Origin of the sequence: Synechocystis sp. FACHB-383, assembly GCF_014698605.1 — a bacterium.
GTDB lineage: Bacteria > Cyanobacteriota > Cyanobacteriia > Cyanobacteriales > Microcystaceae > Synechocystis > Synechocystis salina.
In genome coordinates, this window is the sequence record NZ_JACJTJ010000047.1 from 1 (window position 1) to 24,276 (window position 24,276).

Annotated in this window: 22 protein-coding genes and 1 tRNA gene; 13 read left to right on the forward strand and 10 right to left on the reverse strand. The window is 49.5% G+C overall.

The window, feature by feature from the left end; translation table 11 throughout:
* Positions 1–361: 361 nt before the first annotated feature.
* The 4 genes from H6G45_RS14450 to H6G45_RS14465 all read right to left on the reverse strand — a co-directional run bounded on the left by H6G45_RS14450 (position 362) and on the right by H6G45_RS14465 (position 3,798).
* Positions 362–1,111, reverse strand: coding sequence for a DUF3782 domain-containing protein (locus H6G45_RS14450; RefSeq protein ID WP_190599111.1), 750 nt, complete (start codon positions 1,109–1,111; stop codon positions 362–364).
* A gap of 186 nt (positions 1,112–1,297) precedes the next feature.
* Positions 1,298–2,128, reverse strand: a complete 831-nt coding sequence (locus H6G45_RS14455) for an ABC transporter permease (RefSeq protein ID WP_190599112.1) — start codon at positions 2,126–2,128, stop codon at positions 1,298–1,300.
* Positions 2,129–2,176: 48 nt separating this feature from the next.
* Complete coding sequence (locus H6G45_RS14460; RefSeq protein WP_190599113.1) at positions 2,177–2,965, reverse strand: Uma2 family endonuclease; 789 nt, start codon at positions 2,963–2,965, stop codon at positions 2,177–2,179.
* A gap of 62 nt (positions 2,966–3,027) precedes the next feature.
* Positions 3,028–3,798: a Uma2 family endonuclease gene (locus tag H6G45_RS14465; protein ID WP_190599114.1), complete on the reverse strand. Its 771-nt coding sequence runs from the start codon at positions 3,796–3,798 to the stop codon at positions 3,028–3,030.
* 873 nt (positions 3,799–4,671) lie between these two features.
* Between H6G45_RS14465 and H6G45_RS14470 the strand changes: the two genes are divergently transcribed.
* Positions 4,672–6,960: an exopolysaccharide transport family protein gene (locus tag H6G45_RS14470; RefSeq protein WP_190599115.1), complete on the forward strand. Its 2,289-nt coding sequence runs from the start codon at positions 4,672–4,674 to the stop codon at positions 6,958–6,960.
* 46 nt (positions 6,961–7,006) lie between these two features.
* Here the strand turns inward: H6G45_RS14470 and H6G45_RS14475 are convergent.
* Positions 7,007–7,079, reverse strand: a tRNA-Val gene (locus tag H6G45_RS14475).
* 99 nt (positions 7,080–7,178) lie between these two features.
* On the opposite strand from H6G45_RS14475, the gene H6G45_RS14480 reads away from it, so the two are divergent.
* Positions 7,179–7,736, forward strand: a complete 558-nt coding sequence (locus H6G45_RS14480) for a metal-binding protein (RefSeq protein ID WP_190599116.1) — start codon at positions 7,179–7,181, stop codon at positions 7,734–7,736.
* 25 nt (positions 7,737–7,761) lie between these two features.
* Here the strand turns inward: H6G45_RS14480 and H6G45_RS14485 are convergent, their stop codons facing one another.
* Both H6G45_RS14485 and infC read right to left on the reverse strand, forming a co-directional pair.
* Positions 7,762–8,619, reverse strand: coding sequence for a hypothetical protein (locus H6G45_RS14485; protein WP_190599117.1), 858 nt, complete (start codon positions 8,617–8,619; stop codon positions 7,762–7,764).
* A 171-nt stretch (positions 8,620–8,790) separates the two neighbouring features.
* Positions 8,791–9,324, reverse strand: coding sequence for a translation initiation factor IF-3 (infC, locus tag H6G45_RS14490; protein WP_010871520.1), 534 nt, complete (start codon positions 9,322–9,324; stop codon positions 8,791–8,793).
* A gap of 267 nt (positions 9,325–9,591) precedes the next feature.
* Between infC and H6G45_RS14495 the strand changes: the two genes are divergently transcribed.
* The 10 genes from H6G45_RS14495 (at position 9,592) to aroF (ending at position 17,835) form a co-directional block, all read left to right on the forward strand.
* Positions 9,592–10,200 carry a Uma2 family endonuclease gene (locus H6G45_RS14495; protein WP_190599118.1) on the forward strand — a complete coding sequence of 203 codons (609 nt, stop codon included), beginning with the start codon at positions 9,592–9,594 and terminating at the stop codon, positions 10,198–10,200.
* Positions 10,201–10,211: 11 nt separating this feature from the next.
* Positions 10,212–11,219, forward strand: coding sequence for a tRNA dihydrouridine(20/20a) synthase DusA (gene dusA, locus H6G45_RS14500; RefSeq protein WP_190599119.1), 1,008 nt, complete (start codon positions 10,212–10,214; stop codon positions 11,217–11,219).
* Positions 11,220–11,487: 268 nt separating this feature from the next.
* Positions 11,488–12,750, forward strand: coding sequence for a methionine adenosyltransferase (metK, locus tag H6G45_RS14505; protein ID WP_190599120.1), 1,263 nt, complete (start codon positions 11,488–11,490; stop codon positions 12,748–12,750).
* A gap of 111 nt (positions 12,751–12,861) precedes the next feature.
* A complete protein-coding gene (apcD, locus tag H6G45_RS14510) occupies positions 12,862–13,347 on the forward strand; it encodes an allophycocyanin subunit alpha-B (RefSeq protein WP_190599121.1) in 486 nt (161 codons plus the stop codon).
* Positions 13,348–13,472: 125 nt separating this feature from the next.
* Positions 13,473–13,982, forward strand: coding sequence for a hypothetical protein (locus H6G45_RS14515; protein ID WP_228016838.1), 510 nt, complete (start codon positions 13,473–13,475; stop codon positions 13,980–13,982).
* 94 nt (positions 13,983–14,076) lie between these two features.
* Positions 14,077–14,547, forward strand: a complete 471-nt coding sequence (locus H6G45_RS14520) for a tetratricopeptide repeat protein (RefSeq protein WP_190599122.1) — start codon at positions 14,077–14,079, stop codon at positions 14,545–14,547.
* A gap of 100 nt (positions 14,548–14,647) precedes the next feature.
* A complete protein-coding gene (locus H6G45_RS14525) occupies positions 14,648–15,661 on the forward strand; it encodes a permease (protein WP_190599123.1) in 1,014 nt (337 codons plus the stop codon).
* Between the two features lie 155 nt (positions 15,662–15,816).
* Complete coding sequence (gene rpsO, locus H6G45_RS14530; RefSeq protein ID WP_190599124.1) at positions 15,817–16,086, forward strand: 30S ribosomal protein S15; 270 nt, start codon at positions 15,817–15,819, stop codon at positions 16,084–16,086.
* A 17-nt stretch (positions 16,087–16,103) separates the two neighbouring features.
* Positions 16,104–16,580, forward strand: coding sequence for a PAM68 family protein (locus H6G45_RS14535; protein ID WP_190599125.1), 477 nt, complete (start codon positions 16,104–16,106; stop codon positions 16,578–16,580).
* Positions 16,581–16,779: 199 nt separating this feature from the next.
* Positions 16,780–17,835, forward strand: a complete 1,056-nt coding sequence (aroF, locus tag H6G45_RS14540; protein WP_190599126.1) for a 3-deoxy-7-phosphoheptulonate synthase — start codon at positions 16,780–16,782, stop codon at positions 17,833–17,835.
* A 190-nt stretch (positions 17,836–18,025) separates the two neighbouring features.
* Here aroF and H6G45_RS14545 read toward each other — a convergent pair whose 3' ends face one another.
* From H6G45_RS14545 to H6G45_RS14555, 3 genes are all read right to left on the reverse strand, one after another.
* Positions 18,026–19,381 carry a DUF4335 domain-containing protein gene (locus tag H6G45_RS14545; RefSeq protein ID WP_190599127.1) on the reverse strand — a complete coding sequence of 452 codons (1,356 nt, stop codon included), beginning with the start codon at positions 19,379–19,381 and terminating at the stop codon, positions 18,026–18,028.
* Between the two features lie 103 nt (positions 19,382–19,484).
* Complete coding sequence (gene cobJ, locus H6G45_RS14550; RefSeq protein WP_199309791.1) at positions 19,485–21,335, reverse strand: precorrin-3B C(17)-methyltransferase; 1,851 nt, start codon at positions 21,333–21,335, stop codon at positions 19,485–19,487.
* A gap of 36 nt (positions 21,336–21,371) precedes the next feature.
* Positions 21,372–22,667 (reverse strand): NYN domain-containing protein, encoded by a 1,296-nt coding sequence (locus H6G45_RS14555; RefSeq protein ID WP_190599128.1) that lies wholly within the window; start codon positions 22,665–22,667, stop codon positions 21,372–21,374.
* Between the two features lie 102 nt (positions 22,668–22,769).
* Here H6G45_RS14555 and H6G45_RS14560 point away from each other — a divergent pair, with 102 nt between their 5' ends.
* Entirely contained in the window at positions 22,770–24,275 is a 1,506-nt protein-coding gene (locus H6G45_RS14560; RefSeq protein WP_190599129.1) for a UbiD family decarboxylase, read from the forward strand.
* Position 24,276 lies beyond the last annotated feature (1 nt).

Below are 24,276 nucleotides of genomic sequence, written 5' to 3' on the forward strand. Positions count from 1 at the left end.
AGCCAGGAGGGCTGCCACAGTGAATCCATTGCTCCATTGTCGGGGCTGGGTGATGTATCCGAGGAATTCAAAATCGGTTTGGTCATAGAACCTCAAAAAGGCAATGGCAATCAATAACACCGTCAAGACAGTGGCGGGCAATAGTGCCAGAAAGTTTAACCACATCGAGGGCAAGGCAAAGATAATTCCATTTTAAGTGCTAGATCCCCTGGCGATCGCCCTTAGGAGAAGATGTCCCCATATTCTGCTAGGAGTGCCAAAACTTCCCTTAATGCCCGTTGGTTTTGGTCCTGGAACCGCAAAAAGACAATAGCCATTAACAGCAACGTCAAAACAGTGGGGGCTAGTAAACCCAAAAAGTTTAAATTTCTTGAACCTGATCACTGTAGCTATACATCTCAATACCCAATGCTTCTGCCACTGGCTTAGCTCGCTCATCCACCATGGGGGACATGACAATTTTCCTCGTAACTTGTCGCTGGTGTCGTTGTTCGTAAAAAGTTGCCTTACGGTCAAAAATATACATATCGGATTTACTCATGGAGGACTTAATTTCACACAGAATGGTGACCCCATTTTTGATAATCACATCAATTTCCACCTGGTCCGGTCTGCCAAAGACCATGCCATCGTGGTCATACTCATTAAGATTGAGCACCTCTACTCCAAAGGATTCTTCCAAAATCGCTTTTAACCCGTTGCGGAAACTGGCTTCCGAATAAAGACCCCAACGGGACCCTAAAGCCCCGATGGTACTTTCATAACGACGATTAGCCTTCTGAATTTCTGCCAGGGTGGCACTGTTCTGCGCTTCCAATCTGTCCAGACGCTGGGTGTTTTCCTCCCATTTATGGTTTTGCTCATCCCATTTGGAAGCTTGTTCCGCCTGAAAAGCATCGAACTTACGATTTTGCTCATCCCATTTGCGGGCCTGCTCTTCCCGATCGCGCTGTAATTCGTCCAGAACCCGGTCAAATTTCAGATCGAACTCTGTCCTAGGGGTGTAGTATTCCGACACCGTCCGCAAGACAAAATCCCGCAGGGCCGGTTCTTCGGCGATCGCCCTGGGTAACTCCCTCTGGATTAAGGCTCTGATTTCTGCTTCCGTCATAGTAATTCAAAGTAATTCACTGCCCCGGCACAGTTTCCTTATCATTGTAATCACTGCGCCACGGTGAAAATTTCACACAGTCAAAGTCCGCTGGGGTATTAATTTTAGGGCTTTGCTCTTCGGGCATTTTGAGCCAAGAAGTTTCATTCGCTAATTGCTGTAGCAACAGTTGGGAAAATGGTTTAGTTAGATCACATCGGCAAAGGTTCGTTCCACTTTGCGAAAATAGAGAATACCCGTCACAAAAATAATTATCACCAAGAGTAAGGACAACAAAAACCCCGGTAAAAACAGAGTCGATTCTCCCCCCAAAATAGCCCAACGAAAACCATCGATCACACTCACCATCGGGTTAATAGAATAGAGCAATCGCCACTTTTCCGGCACCACATTACTGCTGAAGCCCACCGGGGAGATGTACAGACCAAATTGGACAATGAACGGCACAATGTAACGAAAATCGCGGTATTTGACATTGAGGGAACAAAGCCATAACCCTGCTCCCATGGAAGCCATAAAAGCAATCAAAATAAATAACGGTAGGGTAATAACGTGCCAACTGGGAACGAAATTGTACCAAGCCATTAACCCGAGCATAATTATCCCAGCAATTAAAAAATCGACAAAACTGGTAACCACTGCACTGGTGGGCACCACCAACCGGGGAAAATACACCTTAGAAATTAAATTGGCATTGGCAATCAGGCTATCGCTGGCCGCACTGAGGGAAGTGGAAAAAAACTGCCAGGGCAACATCCCCGCAAACACCAGAATGGGATAGGGCACCCCCTCCGAAGGCAAATTGGCCAACTTACCAAATACCACCGTAAACACCACCATGGTCAGAAACGGTCGAATGAGGGCCCAGGCCACACCGATCGCCGTTTGTTTATAGCGCACTGCAATGTCCCGCCAGGCCAGGGTGTAAAACAACTCCCGGTAGCGCCATAGGTCTTGCCAATACTGACGCTCGGTACGTCCTGCTTCAATAATTAGTTCTGGGGGGGAAGTACTCATACTTTTCGGTAAATTTCTCGTGCCCTGGGGTCAGGCCAATGGCCATTATTAGACTTTATCGGGGTCTAGCCCCAACTCCCTTAATTTGGCCGCTAGGCGATCGGCCCTGGACTTTTCTTGCTCTGCCCGTTGAGCCTCCCTTGCCGCCCGTTGGGCTTCCTGTTCTGCCCGTTGAGCTTCCTGTTCCGCTGGGGTCAAGATCCAGTGATGGTGCTTGTCGTACCACCGTAGCCAAAGCCGGTTTATGCCCTGATACGTACCCCGCCATAACCCTAGTCCCAACTGCGCCTTTGCCAGCCAGATGCCCGGCTCCTCCAGCACCAGCGGTTGGTAAATCCCCTGCACTAAACCAAAAGCCTGGAGCTCGTCAGTATAGCGATCAAACACAAAATAATAGGGAATACGCAGAATTTGTTCATAGACTGTCCATTTATTGGGGGGCTGACTGGCATCCCGCAAACTCCGGCCCAGGTCTTCTTTTTCCGTGCCTGGGGAGAGCAATTCCACCACCACCAGAGGGGCAATGCCCTCTTGCCAGATCACATAACTGAGGCGCAAGTCCCGCTGGTCATATAAACGGGACACCCCCAATACCCCAAACCAATCCGGGCGCTTATACCACTGGGGATGGTGAACGTCGTAGTAAAGATTCAGGTCACTGGCGGTGAAAAAATCCGCCGCTTCATAACTAGGGGGTAGGAAGGTCTGGCGCAACAGTTCTGGTTGCAGTAAATGGAATTCGTCGGGCAAGCCGGGCTCCTCCGGATCTTCACTGGGCAGATCGTACATGGTGGGTAGGGTTTCCCGAGGAGAAAGGGGGGGAGAACTCTGATACATAGTGCCATAGCCCGTTCAATAATAGGCTCAATTATAGGCGATCGCCTTTTTCTCCTTTGTCCTTAGGCTTCATCGGGGTCTAGCCCCAACTCCTTTAATTTGGCCGCTAGGCGATCGGCCCTGGATTTTTCTTGATCCGCCCTTTGAGTTTCTTGATTTGCCCTTTGAGTTTCTTGATTTGCCCTCTGGGTTTCTTGCTCTGCTATTGCCATGGCCTGGTCAGCCCGGAACATTTCCTGTTGGGCCGCCTCCTCGGGGGTAGGTACCAACATTCCCTCCAGCGAAAAATAGCGCAATTGACCATGGTGGATGCCAAGAAAAAAGCCCAACGCCTCACTCCATAGCCAACCCTGTTCATTGGGGGTAATTGGGCAATATTGGTTGAAATTCAATCTAAAACCGGCAAATTCCAGGGTTTCAGGGGAAAAATAAAAATATTCAGGGGTGTGGAACCTGGTGGCATAAAGGTCCAATTTGGTGGTTCTATCCACCTTCGCGGTGGATTCGGAAAGTAATTCGATAATCAAGTCTGGGTAGCGGCCGTCCTCTTCCCACACCACCCAGGAACTACGGGGGTGCCCAGTGGTATTTTTCACCAGGAAAAAATCGGGGCCCCGAAAGTCCCGCTGTTTGAGTTGTTGCCGACTGAAGTAAATGGTTAGGTTAGCACCAATGAAAAAATCATCCCTCTGACGCCACGCCCACTCCAGACTAGTGACCAGCAAGAGCAGTTGCATATAGTGCAAAGAACTTTCCATCTCCGGTTCATCACTCAATAACTTAGTGGCATCGGGCATTTGTGCTTCCAGTTCCTGGGCCGTTATTGCTGACATGTTGTCCTCCGAATGCTGGTGGAGAAGGGCTGGCTTCCATCATAATGGCTTGCCCCAGGCTAGGCGAAAACCGGACATTTATGGCTTTATCTTTTCCCTTAACCGCCCATGGGATGAAATTATCAACTTTTCACTGGTTGAATTCCCTATTTCTGGCCGCACGAACCCTGCATACGTTCTTAGTCTTTTCTAAGAATACGGCAGACGAAACCGAGATCCGTGGGACCGTCGAGGCTCCGGCTAGGGCGGAAAAATGAAGATTCAATTGTTTTTGTGACCGAAAAAACTGTTTAGCCTTTTCGGGGGGTTATATCAAGGCTTCCTTCCGCCATGGAAAGCAGAGGAGCTACCAGTCAGACCAAGCCTTTACCTCCGAAAGATCGGTCGGTGGCCAAACAAGCCTGATTACAGTTCAATCTAATTTATTGACCCCGTTTTGTCCAGCTGGGTCAGAAAAGAAATATCATCAACTTTTCTTCCCCAATACTTAAGTGTGAAGGATCAAAACTATGGGGACAGGGACCCTGCGTTGGCATCGTGCCTGCCTAGGGCAAGGATAGTCATAAAAATTCCAACTGCCCATCCCCCCCCTGGCCACCGGCAGCCATCATCATCGATTTTTAAGTCTTCCAATCAATGGCGATCGCCGATTCTATCTGTTTTTTTAGCCTTCCGGTCTCCGTTTAATCAGAGGAACTAGGGCAACGAAATGGGAGTCCTTCCCAGTAGATCCAAGCTAGTATTGACAGTGCACAGTCACCGAAAATAACGGTAATATTGACCCAAGTAAATAAAACCGCTCTCCCACACTAGGTGCTAAACCATGGCTAATTCCCCAAGCATCCTTGCCCAATAACCATTCCCCCCAAGATAATGACCTACAGTTACCCAGAATTGCCCCAGGGCAGTCCCCCCCCTCCTTTAGTGGGAGTGTATGGTGCTGAAGAAGTGGACTCCTTTTCCCTCGGTAATCTGACAGGTGTTTTGAGGAGGAGATGGTGGATTGTTATCCTGGTGGCCCTAGCGGTGGGAGGCTTGAACCTCAAGCGGCAACTTGATAAGCCGCCGGTTTTTCAATCCAGTTTCCAATTACTAGTCTCCCCCCCCGAGAATGAAACAGTTAATCCCCTGGCCCAGCTCCAGGGTTCGGGACTGCTGGGCACCATTCCCCGGGGAAAGGAATATTTAAACACCCAGTCGGAAATCCTACAAAGTAATATTCTGCTGGAACCAGTGTGGAGCCAAATTTATGACGCCCTCCCCCCAGAGGAGCAAATTTCCTATGGTGGTTTTCTGGCTAATTTGTCGGTGATGGTGGTGCCGGACACCGGCATTGTTGAGATCGGCTACCGGGGTAATGATCAAGAAAGGGTTAAGGCGGTTTTGGAGGCTCTAGCTGAACAATATTTGGACTACACCCGTAGAGACCAGGCCAGACAGGAGAGCGAAAAACTCCGCTTTGTTAATGACCAGTTACCCAAATTCCAAGACCGGGTAGCAGAGTTGCAAGCGCAAATGTTGGCCTTGCAGCGGCAATATAAGTTTTTTGATCCTAGCCAGACAGCAGAAAATATTAGCTCGCGCCTCAACGAAATCAATGTGCTCCGGCAAAATTTGTCGATCAAAATCCAACAACTAACGGCCAAACGGAATGCTCTGGAACAAAAAACGGGCATAGATAACAATAGTGCCTTTGGCTTAAGCTCCCTAGGTCAATCCCCTGTCTATGCAGGCCTAGTGAGTCGTCTCAACGAAATCAACCTCAAATTGGCGGAGGCCAGCACCATCTACACTGGCAATAGCCCCCAGATGGAACAATTGCAAGAAGAAAAGGATAACGTTTTACAGTTGATCAGAGCTGAAGCCGAAAAGGAAAAGGGGACGCTCAGCAATGGAGATTTGGCTCAGGTCCTCACCGCCACAGACGTGGGGGGCCCCAAGGCAGAAGCTTTGCAAGAACTTGCCAGTGTTGGCATCGAGCTGGATATTCTCAACATTGAACTGGCAAACATCATTGAGTCGGAAACAGAACTAAGAAATCAACTGGAAAATTTCACCACCATTGCTGGCCAGTTTGCTAGTTTGCAACAGGAGCTAGAGCTACAAAGAAATGGTTTAACCCAGTTGGTGACCACAAGGCAAGCCTTGGAGGTAGAAGTCGCGAGGAGCTTTGTGCCGTGGCGCTTAGTTTCCGCCATCACCCTACCCGATAAACCAATCAACACTTTGCCCAGGGATATTTTACTCTCTGCCATGCTGGGACTTCTGGCAGGGGGAGGCGCCGCTTTATTGGTGGATAGATTGGATCCTGCCTATCACAGTGTGGAAGACTTAAGAGCTAGTCAGCATCACACCATCCTCGGGTACATTCCCCTGGAAAAGGAACTGCGGGCCAGCATTAAGTATGGTTCCCCCCTGCCCAATGAGGCTATGCAGGAATCCTACGCTAAGCTCTATTCCAACCTATTTTTCCTCAAACGCAAACGCCAGTGCCATTCCTTTGTGGTCACCTCTGCTGAATCGGGGGATGGGAAATCCACTACGGCTTTTTTCCTAGCCCAGGCCGCCGCTAAGTTGGGGCAAAAAGTTCTGCTAGTAGACGGCGATCGCTATTTTCCCCAAAAACAAGCCTGGTTAAAATTGGCCAAAATCACGGGCTTTGGGGGCGAAAATACAACCTCCGATGGTAATGGCGTGCTCAGTACCCTAGCTGCCAACTCCAATGGTCAAAATGAAGATTTACCTGAACTTTTGGGCAAGAATCTGTTCTATTTCAAAGTTCAAGATGACACCATGACCCCGGAGCAGTTAGTTTCCGCTTCCCAGAATTTTGTGGTCAAAATGAACCAGTGGAAAGAAACTTTCGACTTAATCTTGATCGATACGCCTCCTATTTTGGGACTAACGGATTCCCGCCTCATTGCGGATCAGACCGATGGCCTGGTGGTGGTGGTACGCCTTAATAAAACCCGTAAGGACAGCCTCAAGGAAGCCTTTAGGGAATTGGCTTTGGCGGATTTGAATGTGCTGGGAATTGTGGCCAATGCCATCACTTCCACCTCCGGTGGATATGGTTATTACTATGGCCGCTACTACAGCAATCGCTATTACGATCGCCAGAAGCTAGCCAAGGCTAGGGAGGAAGCGGAAGGCAGCGTGTAGCCTGGGCGTTTTGAACTTATTTAATTATTTAATTTCAAAACTTCTATGGGCGATGACGGGCTCGAACCGCCGACATCCTGCTTGTAAGGCAGGCGCTCTACCAACTGAGCTAATCGCCCTTTACTCATGCTTAATCACTATATCATAGGTTATCGTTTTGTTCGATCGCCCTCGGAAATTTTTTTTTCCTGGTTGCCCATCCCTTTTTTTCCCTTGCCATGCCCGCAGGTAAAATCCATGACCGCATTACCCTGGGGGCTACCCCCGCCGTTATGGCCGTAGCATTTATCAGCACCGGCAGTGCCCGACTGACCCTACTAATGGCGATCGCCTTTGGCTTTAGTGGGCTAATGTTTGGTCCAGATCTGGACATCCATTCCTGCCAATATAAACGGTGGGGCTGGCTGAGGTGGATCTGGCTCCCCTACCGCCGCTTTATTCCTCATCGATCGCCCCTTTCCCACGGCTTTTTAATCGGTACTATGTTGCGATTGTTGTACCTAAGTTGTTGGTTATTGTTAGCGGCCCTGGGGATGGGGATAGTATTGGTACTGTTACAAAAGCTCAATTTAGAGAGGCTAGAGGGCATTGACTGGTTATCCCTGGGGCAATGGGTGCAAAATCACCGCGGAGAATTGGTAATCATTTTCCTGGGTTTGGAAGCAGGGGCCATGGCCCATAGCCTCAGTGACTGGGGAAGCAGTTGGCTTAAAAAAAGACTGGGGCGCAAAAAACAACCCCGCCCAGGCCAATCCAAGGCCCGCCGCCGTTCCTAGGGCATTCTAATTTCCTCGTCTCAACCTAGGCCAGTTGCCAGCAAGTTTCCCTGGTTAAGCGAATTTGGGCCAAGGTAAAAATAACCGGAATAATGCGCCCATAGTTGGTGGCGATCGCCCGCCAGCCCAGATCTGCTAGGAATAGTCCCCACAGGGCCGGCCCCAACACCGAAAAAATTGTCCGCACTGCCCCGTAGCGAGCCGTTCCCATCAGTACCCCCTGCTTGGCAGTTTGGAGAGCCAACTGACTTTGCAACTGACCCGCCGCATTCAATCCGCCCTTCACCAACATTGATTTAGCCACTTGATATTGGGCTATGTGTACCGTCACCTGCTGTAAAATGCGCCCCAACAGCAGAGGCCGCAGCACCGAACTAACGGCGATCGCCCCACCTCCTTTGAGGATGACATTGACAGGATTATGTTGAATTTGCAGCGGCAGGGGTTCCGGGAGGGGAGAATTAATCAGGGACCGTTGAATTTTGCGGGTTAGATTATTTTGTTCCGCCGGGGGCAACTTTTGCCAAGCTTGGTTAACCAAGTGGAGAAAGATATCCGTTTCCAAATCCAAGGTGGTCATCTGTTGGGCGTAGGGCACCTTGAGGAATTGACAAACCCGAATTAGGGTATCTCGATAGCTAAATTGTTTGGCCTTGCCCCGCAAAACCGTCAGGCCATCGGCGGCCAGGTAACGGAATCTTTCCTCCAGGGAACTTTCCCACAACGGACGACCCAAGCTTTGTACCTCCACCGGCAGAGGGGTTTGCAGATAATCCAAAGGATTAAACTTTCGACAAAAAAGAATTTGAGTTAGTTGGGTCAGTTCATCCTCCGTCGCCAACTCTAACGCTGAGCGCAGTTCGTCCAAAACCTTTTCCTCCACCAGTGGGGCTCTGCTGACTTTCCCATTCTAGGACAGGGGCCGAAAACTTGTGCCGTCCTCCGGCAAGATTGGTACTGTAACAGCCATGCAAAAAATCCCCTCAGATGGTCCCAGGGGATGCAAAAAATTTTTTAAACTATCCAACGGTTTTGGTTCACCGTTGCCGTAGGGCTAGACCTTTTTGGGGGAAAGGAACATCATCATATTGCGTCCTTCCCGTTTGGGAGCCTGTTGGATGTCCGCCTCGGTGGCCAGATCCGTTGCCATGCGGTCTAGTAATTCCTTAGCTAGGTGGGCATGCTGAATTTCCCGGCCCCGGAAGTTCACCGTTGCTTTCACTTTATCGCCAGCTTTGAGGAAGCGCTTGGCCTGATTAATGCGCACTTGATAATCGTGCTCATCAATTTTGTACCGCATTTTTACTTCCTTAACGTCGGCGGTATGTTGTTTTTTCTTGGCTTCCCTGGCTTTTTTCTCCTGCTCAAATTTATATTTGCCATAGTCCATGATGCGGCACACCGGCGGATCGGCGGTCTCACTCACTAACACAAGGTCGAGCCCCCGCTCGTCGGCGATTTCCATGGCCTCGTTGGGGGTAATAATCCCCAATTGGGCACCGTCACTGTCAATGACTCGTATTTCTGGGAAACGTATTCTTTCGTTAATTTGAGGTAGGTCGCGTTGGGGTCTTCTTTTATCGGCCACAGGTGTTTTTTGTTGAAGTTTGTAGGTAATGTTGGGTTTACAAGCGAAAATGCTGACTTTGCCATTTTACCGATTCTTTCGGATTTTCGGCCCGCAATCTATTCGCTCTCCCTTAGGGTACTCCCCCCTCGGGAAACGGTAAATGGGGTTATCCGGCCAGTATTTTAGCTTTCCTTGGCTGACCAAAGGCGATCGTAAAGATATTTAACGAAAGGGAGTGGGGCAATAAAATGGAGACAATCAATTTAGACAAATTTGGCAAGGCAGATGGTTGCTCTCTCCTCCAATGGATACTTTTCCCCCGACGATTACCTAGAGTTTGAAGGTCGCAGTGATGTTAAGCATGAATACATCAATGGCCAGATTTATGCCATGGCCGGGTCAACCAAGGCCCACAACATAATTTCTCTCAATTTAGCTCTGGCTTTGCGCTCCCGCCTGATGGGGAATAATTGTCAGGTGTTTATGGCGGATATCAGGGTGATGCTCTTAAATCAGAGACGTTACTATTATCCCGATGTTGTGGTTGCTTGCGAAGATAATGATGATACCAATTCCTCTATAGTTCAATATCCCAGGGTAATTGTTGAGGTTCTGTCGGAATCCACAGAAAGCTTTGACCGGGGCAAAAAGTTCCAGGATTACCGTACTTTATCGGGTTTGCAGGCTTACATTTTGGTTAATACCCAGCAGTATTTGGTGGAGTGTTTCCAGCGGACTCCCCAGAATTTTTGGTTACTGAAGTCCTATGAAGGCCTAGAGGCGATCGCCGACATTGAAGCCCTTAACTTGGCGATTCCTTTGGCGGAAATTTATGCCACTCTGGATCTGCCCGCCCTGACGGATGAAATTGCCCTAAAGACTGACTTAACCTAAATATTGCCCTGATGACCAAAGTTTTTTCCGATGGTGCTGTTAACCCCCTCAGTGTGGCGCCGATGATGGACCACACCGATCGCCATTTTCGTTATTTCCTGCGGCAGTTAACTCGCCATACCCTGCTGTACACAGAGATGATCACGGCCCAAGCGATCCTCCACGGCGATCGCCCCAAATTGTTGGACTTTAGCCCGGAGGAAAAACCGGTGGCCCTGCAATTGGGGGGGGATAACCCGCAACTGTTGGCGGAATGTGCCCGCATTGGTCAGGATTGGGGCTATGACGAAATTAACTTAAATGTGGGTTGTCCCAGTGATCGGGTGCAGAGCGGCAATTTTGGGGCTTGCCTCATGGCCCAGCCGGAGTTGGTGGCCCAATGTGTGGCAGCAATGCAAAGGGCTGTGGCCATTCCCGTTACCGTCAAACATCGCATCGGCATTGATGATCAGGATAGTTATGAAGACCTAGTCAAATTTGTGACCGTTGTGGCCCAAGCTGGTTGTCAAAGATTCACCGTCCATGCCCGTAAAGCTTGGCTCCAGGGTCTCAGTCCCAAGGAAAACCGCACCATTCCGCCGTTACGCTACCAAGATGTCTATCAGTTAAAAAAAGACTGCCCTGAATTGGCGATCGAAATTAATGGTGGCATTACCCAAATGGAGCAGATCAACGCCCATCTCCACCATGTAGATGCGGTAATGGTGGGGAGGGCCGCCTACGAAAATCCCTACCTTTTTGCCACGGTAGACCGGGATATTTACCAAAAAACAAATTTAATCCCCAGCCGAGCAGAAATTATTGAGCGTATGTTGCCCTATGTGGAAGAGCGTTTACGCCATGGCGATCGCCTTAATCAAATTACCAGGCATTTATTGAGCTTATTTAATGGTCAACCCAGGGCTAAATTTTGGCGCCGTACCCTGAGCGATTCCCGTCTATTAGCGTCAGCTGGGCCGGAACTGTTAGAAAAAGCCCTCCAAGCCCAACAATCCCAGGACATTCTGCAACCCGTTTAAAAAGTGACATTGCTAGCCAATGCTCCTCTCCAAGGAGGGTAAGTCATCGTCATTGCCCTCTGTCCGCAGGGGAGCGAGGGAAAGTTAATTATAATTTTCGAGCCTTCGAGCAAACCGGCCCTTGGTAGCCTGGGGAACAAATTTTGGCGATCGCCGTTTTCTTACCGGGGGAGAGAACCTGTATGATGAAATGTTAATTTAACTTAACAAGCTTTGTTGAAGGTCTTGTTTGCCCAATAGCCTTTATCGTGTACGAGGACTGAAGACTTTGTCTAAGCGCTATTTATTTACTTCCGAGTCGGTGACAGAAGGCCATCCCGATAAGGTGTGTGACCAGATTTCCGATACCATTCTTGATGCCCTATTAACCTTAGACCCCAACAGTCGAGTAGCGGCGGAAACCGTAGTCAACACAGGCTTAACCCTAGTGACGGGGGAAATTACTTCCCAAGCCCACATCAACTTTGTCGAATTAATCCGCCAGAAAATTGCTGAAATTGGCTACACCAATGCCGACAACGGCTTTTCCCACAACAGTTGTGCTGTCATGCTGGCGATCGACGAACAGTCCCCCGACATTTCCCAGGGGGTAACCGCCGCCCAGGAACAACGCCACGCCCTCAGCGATGATGAGCTAGACAAAATCGGTGCCGGCGATCAGGGCCTAATGTTTGGCTATGCCTGTAACGAAACCCCAGAATTAATGCCCCTGCCCATCAGCTTGGCTCACCGCATTGCCCTGCGCTTATCGGAAGTGCGTAAGTCAGGCCAATTGGGCTATCTGCGCCCCGACGGTAAAACCCAAGTTTCCATCCTGTACGAAGATGGCTTGCCCGTAGCCATTGACACCATTCTCATTTCCACCCAGCACGACGAGCACATTGGCGATATCACCGATAATGATGCAGTGCAAGCCAAAATTAAGGCCGATCTTTGGGACGTGGTGGTGGGCCATTGCTTCAGCGACATTGCCCTCAAACCCACCGATAAAACCCGCTTCATTGTCAATCCCACCGGCAAATTTGTTGTGGGAGGTCCCCAAGGGGATGCGGGGTTAACGGGAAGAAAAATCATCGTGGACACCTACGGTGGTTATTCCCGCCATGGCGGCGGTGCCTTTTCCGGTAAGGACCCCACCAAAGTAGACCGTTCTGCAGCCTATGCCGCCCGCTATGTGGCCAAAAACATTGTGGCCGCGGGTTTAGCAGATAAATGCGAAGTACAGGTCAGCTACGCCATTGGGGTTGCCCGCCCCGTCAGCGTTTTAATTGATACCTTTGGCACCGGCAAGGTGGACGAAGAAAAACTGCTGGAAGTGGTGTTGGCAAACTTTGAACTGCGCCCGGCTGGTATCATCCAATCCCTTAATTTAAGGAATTTGCCCGCTGAACGGGGGGGGCGGTTCTATCAAGATGTGGCCGCCTATGGCCATTTTGGCCGCAATGACCTAGATTTACCCTGGGAATACACCGATAAAGTGGATGTGTTGAAAGCGGCCTTTGCTTCTAGCCCCCAAGTGGTGGCCGTCTAGGCAAGTAGCTGGTCAAAAAATCTACCGCCTCGGGAGGAGGGTATTTAGCCTGGGGCGGTATGGGGCAACTCAGGCTAAACTACAGTATGATATGAAATTCTTGTTGATATCATGAGTGTAGTTAGTCAAGTTATTTTGCAAGCCGACGATCAACTCCGCTACCCCACTAGCGGTGAACTCAAAGGGATCCAGGCATTTTTAACCACCGGTGCCCAGCGTATTCGCATTGCGGAAACCTTGGCCGAAAATGAAAAAAAGATAGTCGATCAAGCCCAAAAACAACTGTTTAAAAAGCATCCTGAATACCGAGCCCCGGGGGGTAATGCCTACGGTCAACGGCAATATAATCAGTGCTTGCGGGATTACGGTTGGTATTTACGCCTAGTTACCTATGGCGTTTTAGCGGGCAACAAAGAACCCATTGAAACCACTGGTTTAATCGGTGTTAAGGAGATGTACAACTCCTTAGATGTGCCGGTGCCGGGCATGGTGGATGCGGTGAACGTACTGAAAGATGCAGCTTTGGGACTGTTGAGTGCAGAGGATGCCAATGAGACAGCTCCCTATTTTGATTACATCATTCAGTTCATGTCCTGATTGGTTTTGGGACGAAGATTAACGAAGATGGCGTTGGGTTCCTTTGGCCGACCATGCCTTCTTCGTTTTCTCTTTTTTGGCTGTTTTGATCACGCTAGTCCTTAGCCCTGAGGGGAAAACTGCCCATGCCCTGGCTCAAATCTATTCCTTTTTTGTCCATTGCCTTGGTAATTATTACCTATGTTGCCTTTGGCTGGAGATTGGCTGAGGCCAGTGTGCCCTGGAGCATTATGTTCCATGAACATCTCAAGGGCCTGCGGGTCGATATTGATCAGAGGACGGTTCTGGCTTTAATCCATATTTTCACTCTGTTTATTATCACGTTGACCACTTTAGCTTTGACTACCCCCATTACCTTAATGACCTATGTGGTGGGTAATTGGGCCAAATCGGAACTGCGGTCGATGGTGTCCATGGTGTTTTGGTGTTTTGTGTTTGTGGTGGCCCTGCGGTGGTTTAACTATTTCACTTCATTTTTGTTGCTGCTGGCGGCGGCCATTCTCGGTCGGATTGAGTTGCGGAATCTGGGCATGGGCCAGGGGCAAAGCTTGTTATTATTAGCCCTAATCTGCGGCTCGGCCTTTGCCTGGGGAGTGTATGGTTATTTCTTCTACTATCCCCTACCCCCCGCCTAATTTTCTCGGTTAATGGTCAAAGAAACCTCTACTATGGCTAGGTTGTATAACCTTAAAGTTTGATTTTGTTGTTATTGGGCATTCCCCCTTTTCTATGGCTTCCACCAAAAAGATTTTACAAAAGACGTTCATCATTGCCTCAGGATTGGCTTTTCTGGGCATGATGACGGTGCCGATGCTGACTATGTTGAGGGGCAATGCCAACCAAAACCAGACGGAAGCCCCATCCCAGGGGACACAACCAACGGCGGCGGAAATAGAGCAGTTAAAGGCGATCGCCGAAGGCTATGAAAAGGTATTGCAACGGGAACCGGACAACCCCAATGCGTTGCAAGGTCTGGTGGAAGCACGTTTGCAGATGGGAGATTTGGCAGGGGCGATCGCCCCGATGGAGAAGTTGACAAAAATTTATCCGGAGGAAGAGGGGCTAAAACAGTTGCTGGCGGCCATTAAACTACAGGTAGAAAATCCCCAGTTGCCCCCACCCCAGAATCCTTTGGCACCGACGGAACCCAATAACCAGGGCGGAGGGACAGAGAGTACGCCTCCCCCGACTCAACCCTAGAAAGATCGCAGTTTGGTATTATCATTTTTTGCTCCTCTCACCCTGAGCTTCAGGAATTTTTTTGTCCCCTGGGCTAAGTCTGCCTGGCTTTGATTGAATCATGACCCAATTGCACGAAGCCTTTACTATTTTTTTGAGCTTACTGGTGGAGGCCATTCCCTTCCTCACCTTTGGGGTGGTGCTCTCCAGTGCTCTGTTAGTATTCAGCGATGAAAAAAAGTTAATTGCCTACATCCCCCGTAATCCCTTCCTGGGGGCGATCGCCGGTAGCCTGGTGGGGTTTATGTTTCCGGTGTGTGAGTGCGGCAATGTGCCCGTGGCCAGAAGATTTTTGATGCAGGGTTTACCCCCCTCCGTGGCGGTGGCCTTTTTGTTGGCCGCTCCCACCATTAATCCCATTGTGATTTGGTCCACTTGGGTGGCCTTCCGGGACCAACCGGGCATGGTGGTGGCCCGCATTGTCTGTTCTTTGATCATCACTGTGATCATTAGTTGGGTGTTTAGTCGCCAGTTGGATGCAGTGCCCCTGCTCAAGCCTGCCCTGGGTCGTAGATTGGCCTACCTCAATCGTCCCGAGGAATCTCCCCCGGCGATCGCCTGTGAGTCCCCCCTTTTGCAATCGGGTACCTTTATTTTGGGTAGTGGCAACAGCGGTCAACTGCTGAAACTAGATGAGCAAGCGGTGGAAACCCTCTTACCCCCCATTGCCCCCAGCCGTTGGGAAATGTTCACCGACAATATTGTGCAGGAACTGCGGGAATTGGGCGGCATGCTAATTTTGGGCAGTTTAATCGCCGCCGTTATCCAAGTTTTTATTCCGAGGGAATGGATTTTATTGTTGGGGCAGGGCACCATTAGCTCCATTCTGGCCATGATGCTGTTGTCGGTGGTGGTATCGGTCTGCTCCACAGTGGACTCATTTTTTGCCCTTTCCTTTGTCTCCACCTTCACCGGTAGCTCCTTGCTGGCATTTTTGGTCTTTGGCCCTATGATTGACGTCAAAAGCATTGGGCTATTGTTGTCTGTCTTCCAGCGGCGCATTGTCATCTATCTGCTCCTTCTGGCGGGGCAATTAACTTTTCTGCTCAGTTTGGCCCACAGCTATCTGTTTTGAATCTGGAATAATCTGCCCAACCACGGCCCTTACTTACCAATTAACTGCCCCCCTTGGCCCGGGGAAGGGGACCTCCGGCAAACGTGATATAGTAAGAGATTGCAACGAAATTTATCGCCTAGTATTTTACCGCTCAGGTTTTTTTCACAGAAAATATGTCCTTAACCCAAGTCCGTAAACAAGAATTGATGACCGAGTATCAAGCCCACGAGACTGATACTGGGTCCGCTGATCTGCAAGTGGCCTTCTTGACAGAAAGAATTACCCAGCTCACAGGGCACCTCAAAGCTAACCCCAAAGACCACGCCTCCCGTCGGGGCCTGCTCAAAATGATTGGTCGTCGTAAGCGTTTATTGAGTTTCATCAACGCCCGGGAGCCGGAACGATACCAAGCCCTGATCAAACGCCTCGGTATCCGTCGTTAAGTTTTTGCATTTTTCCCATGGCTGACCCCACCAACCGAGACCGCCTTCCTTTTGAACGGAAATCCAAAAAGAAAAAGGTCGAAAAAAAGCCCCCCTCAGTGGCGGCCCCCAGCAGTAAAACCAGCAGTGCCAAAGAAAAAAAATCCAGCCGCTCAGCGGACAGTGGCATTCCCGCCGTGGTGAGCCAGCGGATGGTCAAGCGCATGGCCTTGTTTTCCGGCATTCCCACCGGTTTGGGCATGTTGTCCTTTGTGCTTTTTTACCTCGTTGTGAGCCGGGACTGGTTTGAGATTCCCACCTATGTGGTGTTTGCGGTGAGTCTGCTGTTTTTTGGTCTGGGGGTGGTGGGCCTAAGCTATGGCATTTTTTCCACCTCCTGGGAAGATGAACCAGGTAGTTTGTGGGGTTGGCCAGAATTTCGCCTCAACCTGGGTCGCACCATCGCCGTCTGGCGCAATGCCCAACAAACGGCCCCGGACAACGGCGATCGTTAAATATCTTTGGGCAATGTTCAAGATTTGTGAATTTTTGTTAACAAAGTTAACGATTGGTCAATAATGGTTGCCCAATCCTGCTGGTCAAAATAATTTCGTTAAAATTACCATTAGTTCGGCTTTGCGAGTCCGCATTTGTTATTAAGCTTGTAGCTAAAAAATTTCCCCCTGTTCCACCCTATCGAAAGAGGAAGTTATCATGATCGTCGTCATGAAAGTCGGCACACCAGATATAGAAATTGAGCGCATTGGTAAGGAGTTTACTGAACGGGGCCTGACCCCCGAAAAAATCGTCGGCAAACATAAAGTAGTGATGGGATTGGTGGGGGAAACCGCCGGACTTGATCCCCTGCAAATCCAAGAAGTTAGCCCCTGGATTGAGGATGTGTTGCGGGTGGAACAACCTTTTAAACGGGCTAGCCTGACTTTTCGCCATGGGGAATACAGCGAAGTGATTGTTTCTACCCCCGCTGGCCCCGTGGCGATCGGCAAAAACCATCCTGTGGCGGTGGTAGCCGGGCCCTGTTCAGTGGAAAACGAAACCATGATTGTGGAAACGGCCCGTCGGGTTAAAGCAGCCGGGGCCCAGTTCTTACGAGGCGGCGCGTTCAAACCCCGCACTTCTCCTTACGCTTTCCAAGGCCATGGCGAAAGTGCTTTGGGTCTGTTGGCGGCGGCGAAGGAAGCCACTGGTTTGGGCATCATCACCGAGGTCATGGATGCGGCGGATTTAGAAATCATCGCAGAAGTGGCGGATGTGATCCAAGTGGGAGCCCGCAATATGCAAAATTTCTCCATGCTGAAGAAAGTGGGGGCCCAGGATAAGCCGGTGCTGTTAAAGCGGGGCATGGCGGCTACCATTGATGAGTGGTTAATGGCGGCGGAATACATTCTGGCGGCGGGCAACCCCAACGTGATTCTCTGTGAGCGGGGCATTCGTACCTTTGATGGCCATTACACCCGCAATTGCCTCGATTTGTCGGTGTTGCCTGTGCTGCGCTCCCTCACCCACCTGCCCATTATGATCGACCCCAGCCACGGTACTGGGAAGTCTGAGTATGTGCCTTCCATGGCCATGGCGGCGATCGCCGCGGGCACCGATTCTTTGATGATTGAAGTGCATCCCAATCCAGCCAAAGCCATGTCCGACGGGCCCCAATCCCTCACCCCCGACCGCTTTGATGAAACCATGCAACAATTGGCCGTGATTGGCCAAACGGTGGGACGCTGGCCCAAGGTAGCGGCCCTAGCCTAGGCATTAGCCATCAAACTCTGGAAACTAAGAGCTTTAGTTTTTACCCCCAATCGACCAAGTTCCGGTAATACTGGGGGCTTTGATCTACTCTCCTTAAAACTTGGGAGTGGAATCTTGAAAACATTTTCAAAACCAATTAAACAAGGCCCGACGGAAAAACCAGCGGGCTTTTTTTGCTTAATGCTGGGGACTATTGGGGTTGATCTTCCAGAAAAGCCTTCACATCCCCCAGGGGAGTTAGGACTAGGCGGATGGTTTCCACTCTGTCATCGGCCAGGGGAGACACCAACGGTTCCCCCGGCGCAGGTTGGGGTAAGCGGGCCATGTAAATGCTAGCGGCCCGGCCTAGGGGCACAGTTCTTTTCACCGTGCCATTGGGTTCAATTTGCAGACGATATTCCAAGGTTTGGGTTTGATCCTCCGCCGGTTGCCACTGCTGTTGATAAAATCTCCGCACTTCCGCCACCTGGGGAATGGTGTCCAGCAAATTGGTGGAGCGGGGTGGCACAGAGCGGGGTCGGGGCGGTCTGAAACTAATGGGATTGGAGCCTGGTGGCAGGGAAGGTAAATCGGGGGCGTTGGGTAAAACTTGGCCACCGTAGGGCAAGGGCAGGCCGTCGGGGCGGGGCAAGATGGCTAGGGCATCGGGGGAAGGCGGTTCTGGCGGTGGGGTCAGGGGTTGTAAGTTGGTCGGGTCAGGAATGGCAATATAGGTTTCCCCTGGGGCTGCTGGAGCTTGCAAATCCGGAGGGCGCACCCTTTCTGGAGGCACCACTAGGGGAATATTGGCATTGCGGGCAGGGGGCGTGGCCGCTAACACTGCACTGGGGGAAGGTAGGGGGTCCCTTAAAGCGAGGGTCTGGGCCAATTGGGGGGAAGGGGTATTGCCCCGGGGAGGGGGAGGCACGAGGTTACTAACTTCGTTGAACTGGAATTGGCTCGGCACGGGCAGTTGAAAATTTTCCTGTACCACCACTTCCCCTTGGGGTTGCCGCATCCATAGGGTCGCCATGGCGATCGCCAGCACACCACCGGCCGCCATTACTCCTCCCACTATTAATCCCTGAGGTAACTTTTCCCCGGCAATGGCTGGGGGCATCCGACTGGGTTCTAGGTCCTGGAGACGAAAACTTTCCAGGGCCAACATTAGATCGTACAACTGGGAAGTATTGAGGATTACGGGGGCCCCCATGCCCAATAGTTCATGGCTCCATGACCCCTGGGGCCGGAGGCAAAAAGATGGTTCACCGTCGGCATTAAATATCGGTTCCGGATAGGTGCTTGGTTCCAGGGAAGCGCAGGGGCTCAGGCGTTGTTGGAGGTAAGATTCCACCGCTACAGCCAGGGTTTCCAATTCTTCCGGTGTGCCCGACAAGGTTAGTTGTTCTACTTCCGGCAAGCGGGGATCGTCAAAGTGAAGCGCAAACCGATAATCCGGCGGCAAAGTTTGGGGGGTTCTTTGCCACACCCGTCGAGTTTGCCACAGCTCTAAAGTACAGGTGGGGGGGGTATAGCGCCTCAGTTGTACATCCTTCACCAGCTTCATTGGAAAATACTCCCAGTCAACACACTCACTTCCATCCAGGGTACCTTGAAAATTAGGGGGCTAGGGGGCAGCTGACGCCGCTCCGATAACCGACTGCGTTCCCCTAGGCATTAGCATAATAGCCCCGGGGGGTAATCAAATAATCGTGATAATTGTAGGTGTTACTGTTGCCGATCAGCACCACCGTCAGCATATCAATGGGAAAGTTCAACATTTCGGCCAATGTGGTCCGCACAATGGTCTCATCCCGTCGATATACGGAACGCACCAGGGCCACCGGAGTATCTGGCGATCGCCATTGCAGGAAAATGGCCTGGGCTTGCTCAATTAGTACAGTACGCTTTTGGGATTTGGGATTGTACAAAGCGGTGACAAAATCTGCTTGGGCCGCCGCCGTTAACCGTTGCAAAATTTTTTCCCTGGGGGTAAGTAAATCACTCAGGCTAATGGCACAAAAGTCGTGCATCAGGGGGGCACCCAGCCGGGCTGCTGCGGCCTGGAACGCACTAATGCCAGGAAAAACCTCTACTCCCGGGGTTTGTCCATCCCAGCCAACTTTTTCTAATTCCTCCAACACTAACCCGGCCATGCCGTAAATGCCACAATCCCCGGAGGATAACACCGCCACCGTTAAGCCCCATTGGGCCAATTCAATAGCCCGCTGACAGCGTTGCCGTTCCTGGGTGAGGGGAAAAGTTTCGCAAATTTGTCCGGGACGGCGGAGGGGGTCAATCAAATCTAAATAAAGTCCATAACCGATGAGCACATCCGCTTCTCGAATGGCCGTGCGGGCGGCGGGGGAAATTTGGCTCAATTCACCAGGCCCTGTACCCACCAACCATAACTGCCCCGGTTTACCGATATATTCCCGTTTTCCCTGGGCGATCGCCACTGTCACGGCTTGTTGATCCTGTTTGACAATGACTTTTTCGACAATCAGTTTTCCTCCTTCGCCATAAACCTGGGTCGCCGTGAGGGCCGCCGCTTCCGCCACACTGGGGGTACCAACTTCCTGGTTAACCACAGCGGAGGGATTGGGCACAGACTGGGCCGCTAACTGTTCGGCAGAAAAAGTAACAAAGGGTAAATCATATTTTTGGGCCAATTGCTGCATTCCTACTTCGTCCGCTTTTAAATGCACACTGGCCAGGCCGGCGATCGCCAGGGGACTGAAATTTTCCCTAGCTAAAACCTCTAGCAAAGCTTTTTCCAACAGCGCTAAATCGGTGCCCCGCACACAGCCGATACCCACCCATAGCAGTCGGGGATGCCATTGAGCCATGGGGTGCCCCTGGTGTTCAGGAAGATTGTCTTGAACGGTAATGGCCAGGGTTGCCGCCGTTGCCTCCGTTCCAGAAAAATTAAAACCATGGCCTGGGGGTAAATACCCTTGCCACAAAGTTGACCCCGCCGTTTGTTGCACTGCCACCGGTTTTTGACTAGCTAAAGCCGCACTGACCGCTGTCCAATCCCCTGTTCCCCTCCGCCAACCGAAGGGAATGCCCAAACAATCCACCGCAATTTGCCCTAAGCCATTAGCTCCACCAGTCAGAATTGCCTTTCCCTGCAACTGTTCTGCCACTATCTCCGCCAGGCGATCGCCGCCACCTTGATGACCACTGAGCAAGCTAATCACCGATGTGCCCATGGCATCCACCACCACCACAGCGGGATCGGTCTGTTTATCATGCAATAAAGGGGCAATTAAGCGGACTACGGCCCCCGTTGCTAAACTGAAAATCAAAGCTTTATGGGTACTCCACCTTTCCTCAATGGCCATGGCCAGGGAATGGTCATAGGTTTCTACGGCGGGATTGCCACCAAGGTTTAATTCCTCAGCCAAGGATTCTGATAGGAGTAATTTTCCCGTCAACGTTTCCGCCACGGGTAGAAGCAATTTAACGGCTTGGGGAGTGACGGCGATCGCCGTGAGGGGATGGAAAGTTTTCAACAATTTTAATTGATGTATTTAATAGACTATTTTTAGCTTCTAGCGTAAGCGGATAAAACAACGTCCACCCTCATTTATGAGTTCTAGTACTGATATTGAGTTAATAAAAGCTTTATAGTTACCAGGACGACTGGCATTCTTAAGAGCTTTAGTGATTGAAATATTGTACTTTCCAGCAAATTTGGAGGCAGCATAACCTATTTCAACTTTTTTATTTTTATTGTTTTTAATCTCTTCTTTTATGATTTTAACAAACTTGTTTTCCAAAGAATCTTGACTATTTTGAGTGATGAATTCAGAAGATTCTTTGTTAAAATTAAACAATGCAATAAAAATATCTTTAGATTCCGGTGGATCATGGACAACGAAGTAATTCTTATATTCCAAAAATATAAATTTTGCTGTTTTTCCAGGAAAATGATGCTTAACAACATCGTTAAGACTTAATCCAAATTTACGATAAAATATAGTTGAAACCTGACTCAGTGTAACCCATTGCTGTTGTGATGCCTGATTTGTCACTTCACGAATAATAGATTTTATTTCTTCGATTAATGTTTTTAGATCAATAATTTTTTCATTGGAAGATTCACTAGAAATAATGGGATATGACAAAATTTCATTCGTTTCAGGATTTTTAATGCATAAATTATTGATTTGTCGGAAAACCTGATAGACCACAATATTTTTTTGAGACAAAAAACTGCATAGAATTTCAAGGTCTTTATCTGAAGAACAAACAAAAATCTCTTTTATATCAGGATAATTTAGGCAAATAAAAGCTCCTATATTTGTCATTCTTTGATCTGCATTATTTTTGCCTGAAGGTACATGAAATAGTTCATATCCCCTTTTGTGTAGCTCTTCATCTTTATTTCCTAATTTTTTCCAATTACCAAAAGCTAAGTGGTGTTTTAAAGAATGCCTACTAAATTTTTTGATTAAGTCTTCTTCTGTAACATCCAGATAAATATTTTCGATGTCAATTAAAAGAACCGAAAATCCTAAATTCTCAGATTTGCTATCTAAGTGTTTGCCATGTTCGCTTAATTTATTTTTTATGCATAAATCAATAACATCTTTATCACTTAAGCTAAATGGTACTAGAAATTTACGAAAAATGGATAAGCTAATATTTAGAAAAAAATTATCTTCTCCATTATCAACTAAATTATTAAGATGATCAGAAAAGTATTTTGTAATGATCTGCGATGTTTTCTCACTACTCCAATCATACTTTTTGTATTTTTCGAGCAAGTATTCCGGATAAATTTTGATAATGTTTATTAAAATATTTGAAAGGTACTTAGCCAAATCATTTGATTGATAAGACATTTTAAAAGAAAATATAAAAATAATCCACGAGAAGATTATAGCTTATTTTCGCAGCTAAAGTCTGTTAGTATTAAATATGGAAAGTATAGTTTTTTAACTGCCATGGCCAGAGATTTACGGGGATTCATCCAGTTGTTGGAAGCACGGGGGCAGTTGCGCCGCATTACCGCTGAGGTGGATCCCAACTTGGAAGTGGCGGAAATCGCCAACCGCATGTTGCAGGCCGGTGGCCCAGGGCTGTTGTTTGAAAATGTCAAGGGTTCCCCCTTCCCGGTGGCAGTGAATTTAATGGGCACGGTGGAGCGCATTTGTTGGGCGATGAATATGGAGCATCCCCTGGAATTGGAAGATTTGGGCAGAAAGTTAGCCCTGTTACAACAACCTAAACCGCCGAAGAAAATTTCCCAGGCGATCGATTTCGGCAAAGTCTTATTCGATGTCCTCAAAGCAAAGCCTGGCCGTAACTTTTTCCCCCCTTGCCAAGAAGTTATCATCGATGGCGAAGATTTAGATTTAAACCAAATTCCCCTCATCCGTCCCTACCCCGGTGATGCGGGCAAAATTATTACCCTGGGGCTAGTTATTACCAAAGATTGTGAAACCGGTACGCCCAACGTGGGGGTTTATCGTTTGCAATTGCAATCTCAAACCACTATGACCGTCCATTGGCTTTCCGTGCGGGGAGGGGCCAGGCATTTACGGAAAGCGGCGGAGCAGGGTAAAAAGCTGGAAGTGGCGATCGCCTTGGGGGTAGATCCCTTAATTATTATGGCGGCGGCCACACCAATCCCGGTGGATTTGTCGGAATGGTTATTTGCTGGTTTATATGGTGGTTCCGGGGTGGCCCTGGCCAAATGTAAAACTGTGGATTTGGAAGTGCCTGCCGATTCAGAATTTGTCTTGGAAGGTACCATTACCCCAGGAGAAATGTTACCGGATGGCCCCTTTGGGGACCACATGGGTTACTACGGCGGCGTAGAAGATTCCCCCTTGGTGCGCTTCCATTGCCTGACCCATCGCAAAAATCCCATTTACCTAACCACCTTTAGCGGCCGTCCCCCCAAGGAAGAAGCCATGATGGCGATCGCCTTGAACCGTATTTACACTCCTATTTTGCGGCAACAGGTTTCGGAAATTACCGACTTCTTTTTGCCCATGGAGGCGTTGAGCTATAAAGCGGCCATTATTTCCATTGATAAGGCCTATCCCGGCCAGGCTAAACGGGCCGCCCTCGCTTTTTGGAGTGCTCTGCCCCAATTTACCTACACCAAATTTGTCATTGTGGTGGATAAGAGTATTAATATCCGCGATCCCCGCCAGGTGGTTTGGGCCATCAGTTCCAAGGTGGATCCAGTGCGGGACGTATTTATTTTGCCGGAAACCCCCTTTGACAGTCTCGATTTTGCCAGCGAAAAAATTGGATTGGGGGGACGCATGGGCATTGATGCCACCACCAAAATTCCCCCGGAAACGGATCACGAATGGGGCGAGGTATTGGAATCGGATCAAGCCATGGCGGAACAGGTCAGTCAACGCTGGGCGGAATATGGTTTGGGGGATATTAATTTAACAGAAGTTAATCCCAATTTGTTTGGTTATGACGTTTGAG

Excerpts from the sequence above, each read along its gene's own strand:
- dusA (WP_190599119.1), top strand. The coding sequence starts at position 10,212 with ATGACCAAAGTTTTTTCCGATGGTGCTGTTAACCCCCTCAGTGTGGCG.
- apcD (WP_190599121.1), top strand. The coding sequence starts at position 12,862 with ATGAGTGTAGTTAGTCAAGTTATTTTGCAAGCCGACGATCAACTCCGC.
- H6G45_RS14455 (WP_190599112.1), bottom strand. The coding sequence starts at position 2,128 with ATGAGTACTTCCCCCCCAGAACTAATTATTGAAGCAGGACGTACCGAG.
- H6G45_RS14450 (WP_190599111.1), bottom strand. The coding sequence starts at position 1,111 with ATGACGGAAGCAGAAATCAGAGCCTTAATCCAGAGGGAGTTACCCAGG.
- H6G45_RS14515 (WP_228016838.1), top strand. The coding sequence starts at position 13,473 with ATGCCCTGGCTCAAATCTATTCCTTTTTTGTCCATTGCCTTGGTAATT.
- aroF (WP_190599126.1), top strand. The coding sequence starts at position 16,780 with ATGATCGTCGTCATGAAAGTCGGCACACCAGATATAGAAATTGAGCGC.
- H6G45_RS14545 (WP_190599127.1), bottom strand. The coding sequence starts at position 19,381 with ATGAAGCTGGTGAAGGATGTACAACTGAGGCGCTATACCCCCCCCACC.
- H6G45_RS14470 (WP_190599115.1), top strand. The coding sequence starts at position 4,672 with ATGACCTACAGTTACCCAGAATTGCCCCAGGGCAGTCCCCCCCCTCCT.
- H6G45_RS14465 (WP_190599114.1), bottom strand. The coding sequence starts at position 3,798 with ATGTCAGCAATAACGGCCCAGGAACTGGAAGCACAAATGCCCGATGCC.
- H6G45_RS14555 (WP_190599128.1), bottom strand. The coding sequence starts at position 22,667 with ATGTCTTATCAATCAAATGATTTGGCTAAGTACCTTTCAAATATTTTA.
- H6G45_RS14520 (WP_190599122.1), top strand. The coding sequence starts at position 14,077 with ATGGCTTCCACCAAAAAGATTTTACAAAAGACGTTCATCATTGCCTCA.
- H6G45_RS14525 (WP_190599123.1), top strand. The coding sequence starts at position 14,648 with ATGACCCAATTGCACGAAGCCTTTACTATTTTTTTGAGCTTACTGGTG.
- H6G45_RS14535 (WP_190599125.1), top strand. The coding sequence starts at position 16,104 with ATGGCTGACCCCACCAACCGAGACCGCCTTCCTTTTGAACGGAAATCC.
- H6G45_RS14480 (WP_190599116.1), top strand. The coding sequence starts at position 7,179 with ATGCCCGCAGGTAAAATCCATGACCGCATTACCCTGGGGGCTACCCCC.
- H6G45_RS14460 (WP_190599113.1), bottom strand. The coding sequence starts at position 2,965 with ATGTATCAGAGTTCTCCCCCCCTTTCTCCTCGGGAAACCCTACCCACC.
- H6G45_RS14560 (WP_190599129.1), top strand. The coding sequence starts at position 22,770 with ATGGCCAGAGATTTACGGGGATTCATCCAGTTGTTGGAAGCACGGGGG.
- H6G45_RS14495 (WP_190599118.1), top strand. The coding sequence starts at position 9,592 with ATGGTTGCTCTCTCCTCCAATGGATACTTTTCCCCCGACGATTACCTA.
- rpsO (WP_190599124.1), top strand. The coding sequence starts at position 15,817 with ATGTCCTTAACCCAAGTCCGTAAACAAGAATTGATGACCGAGTATCAA.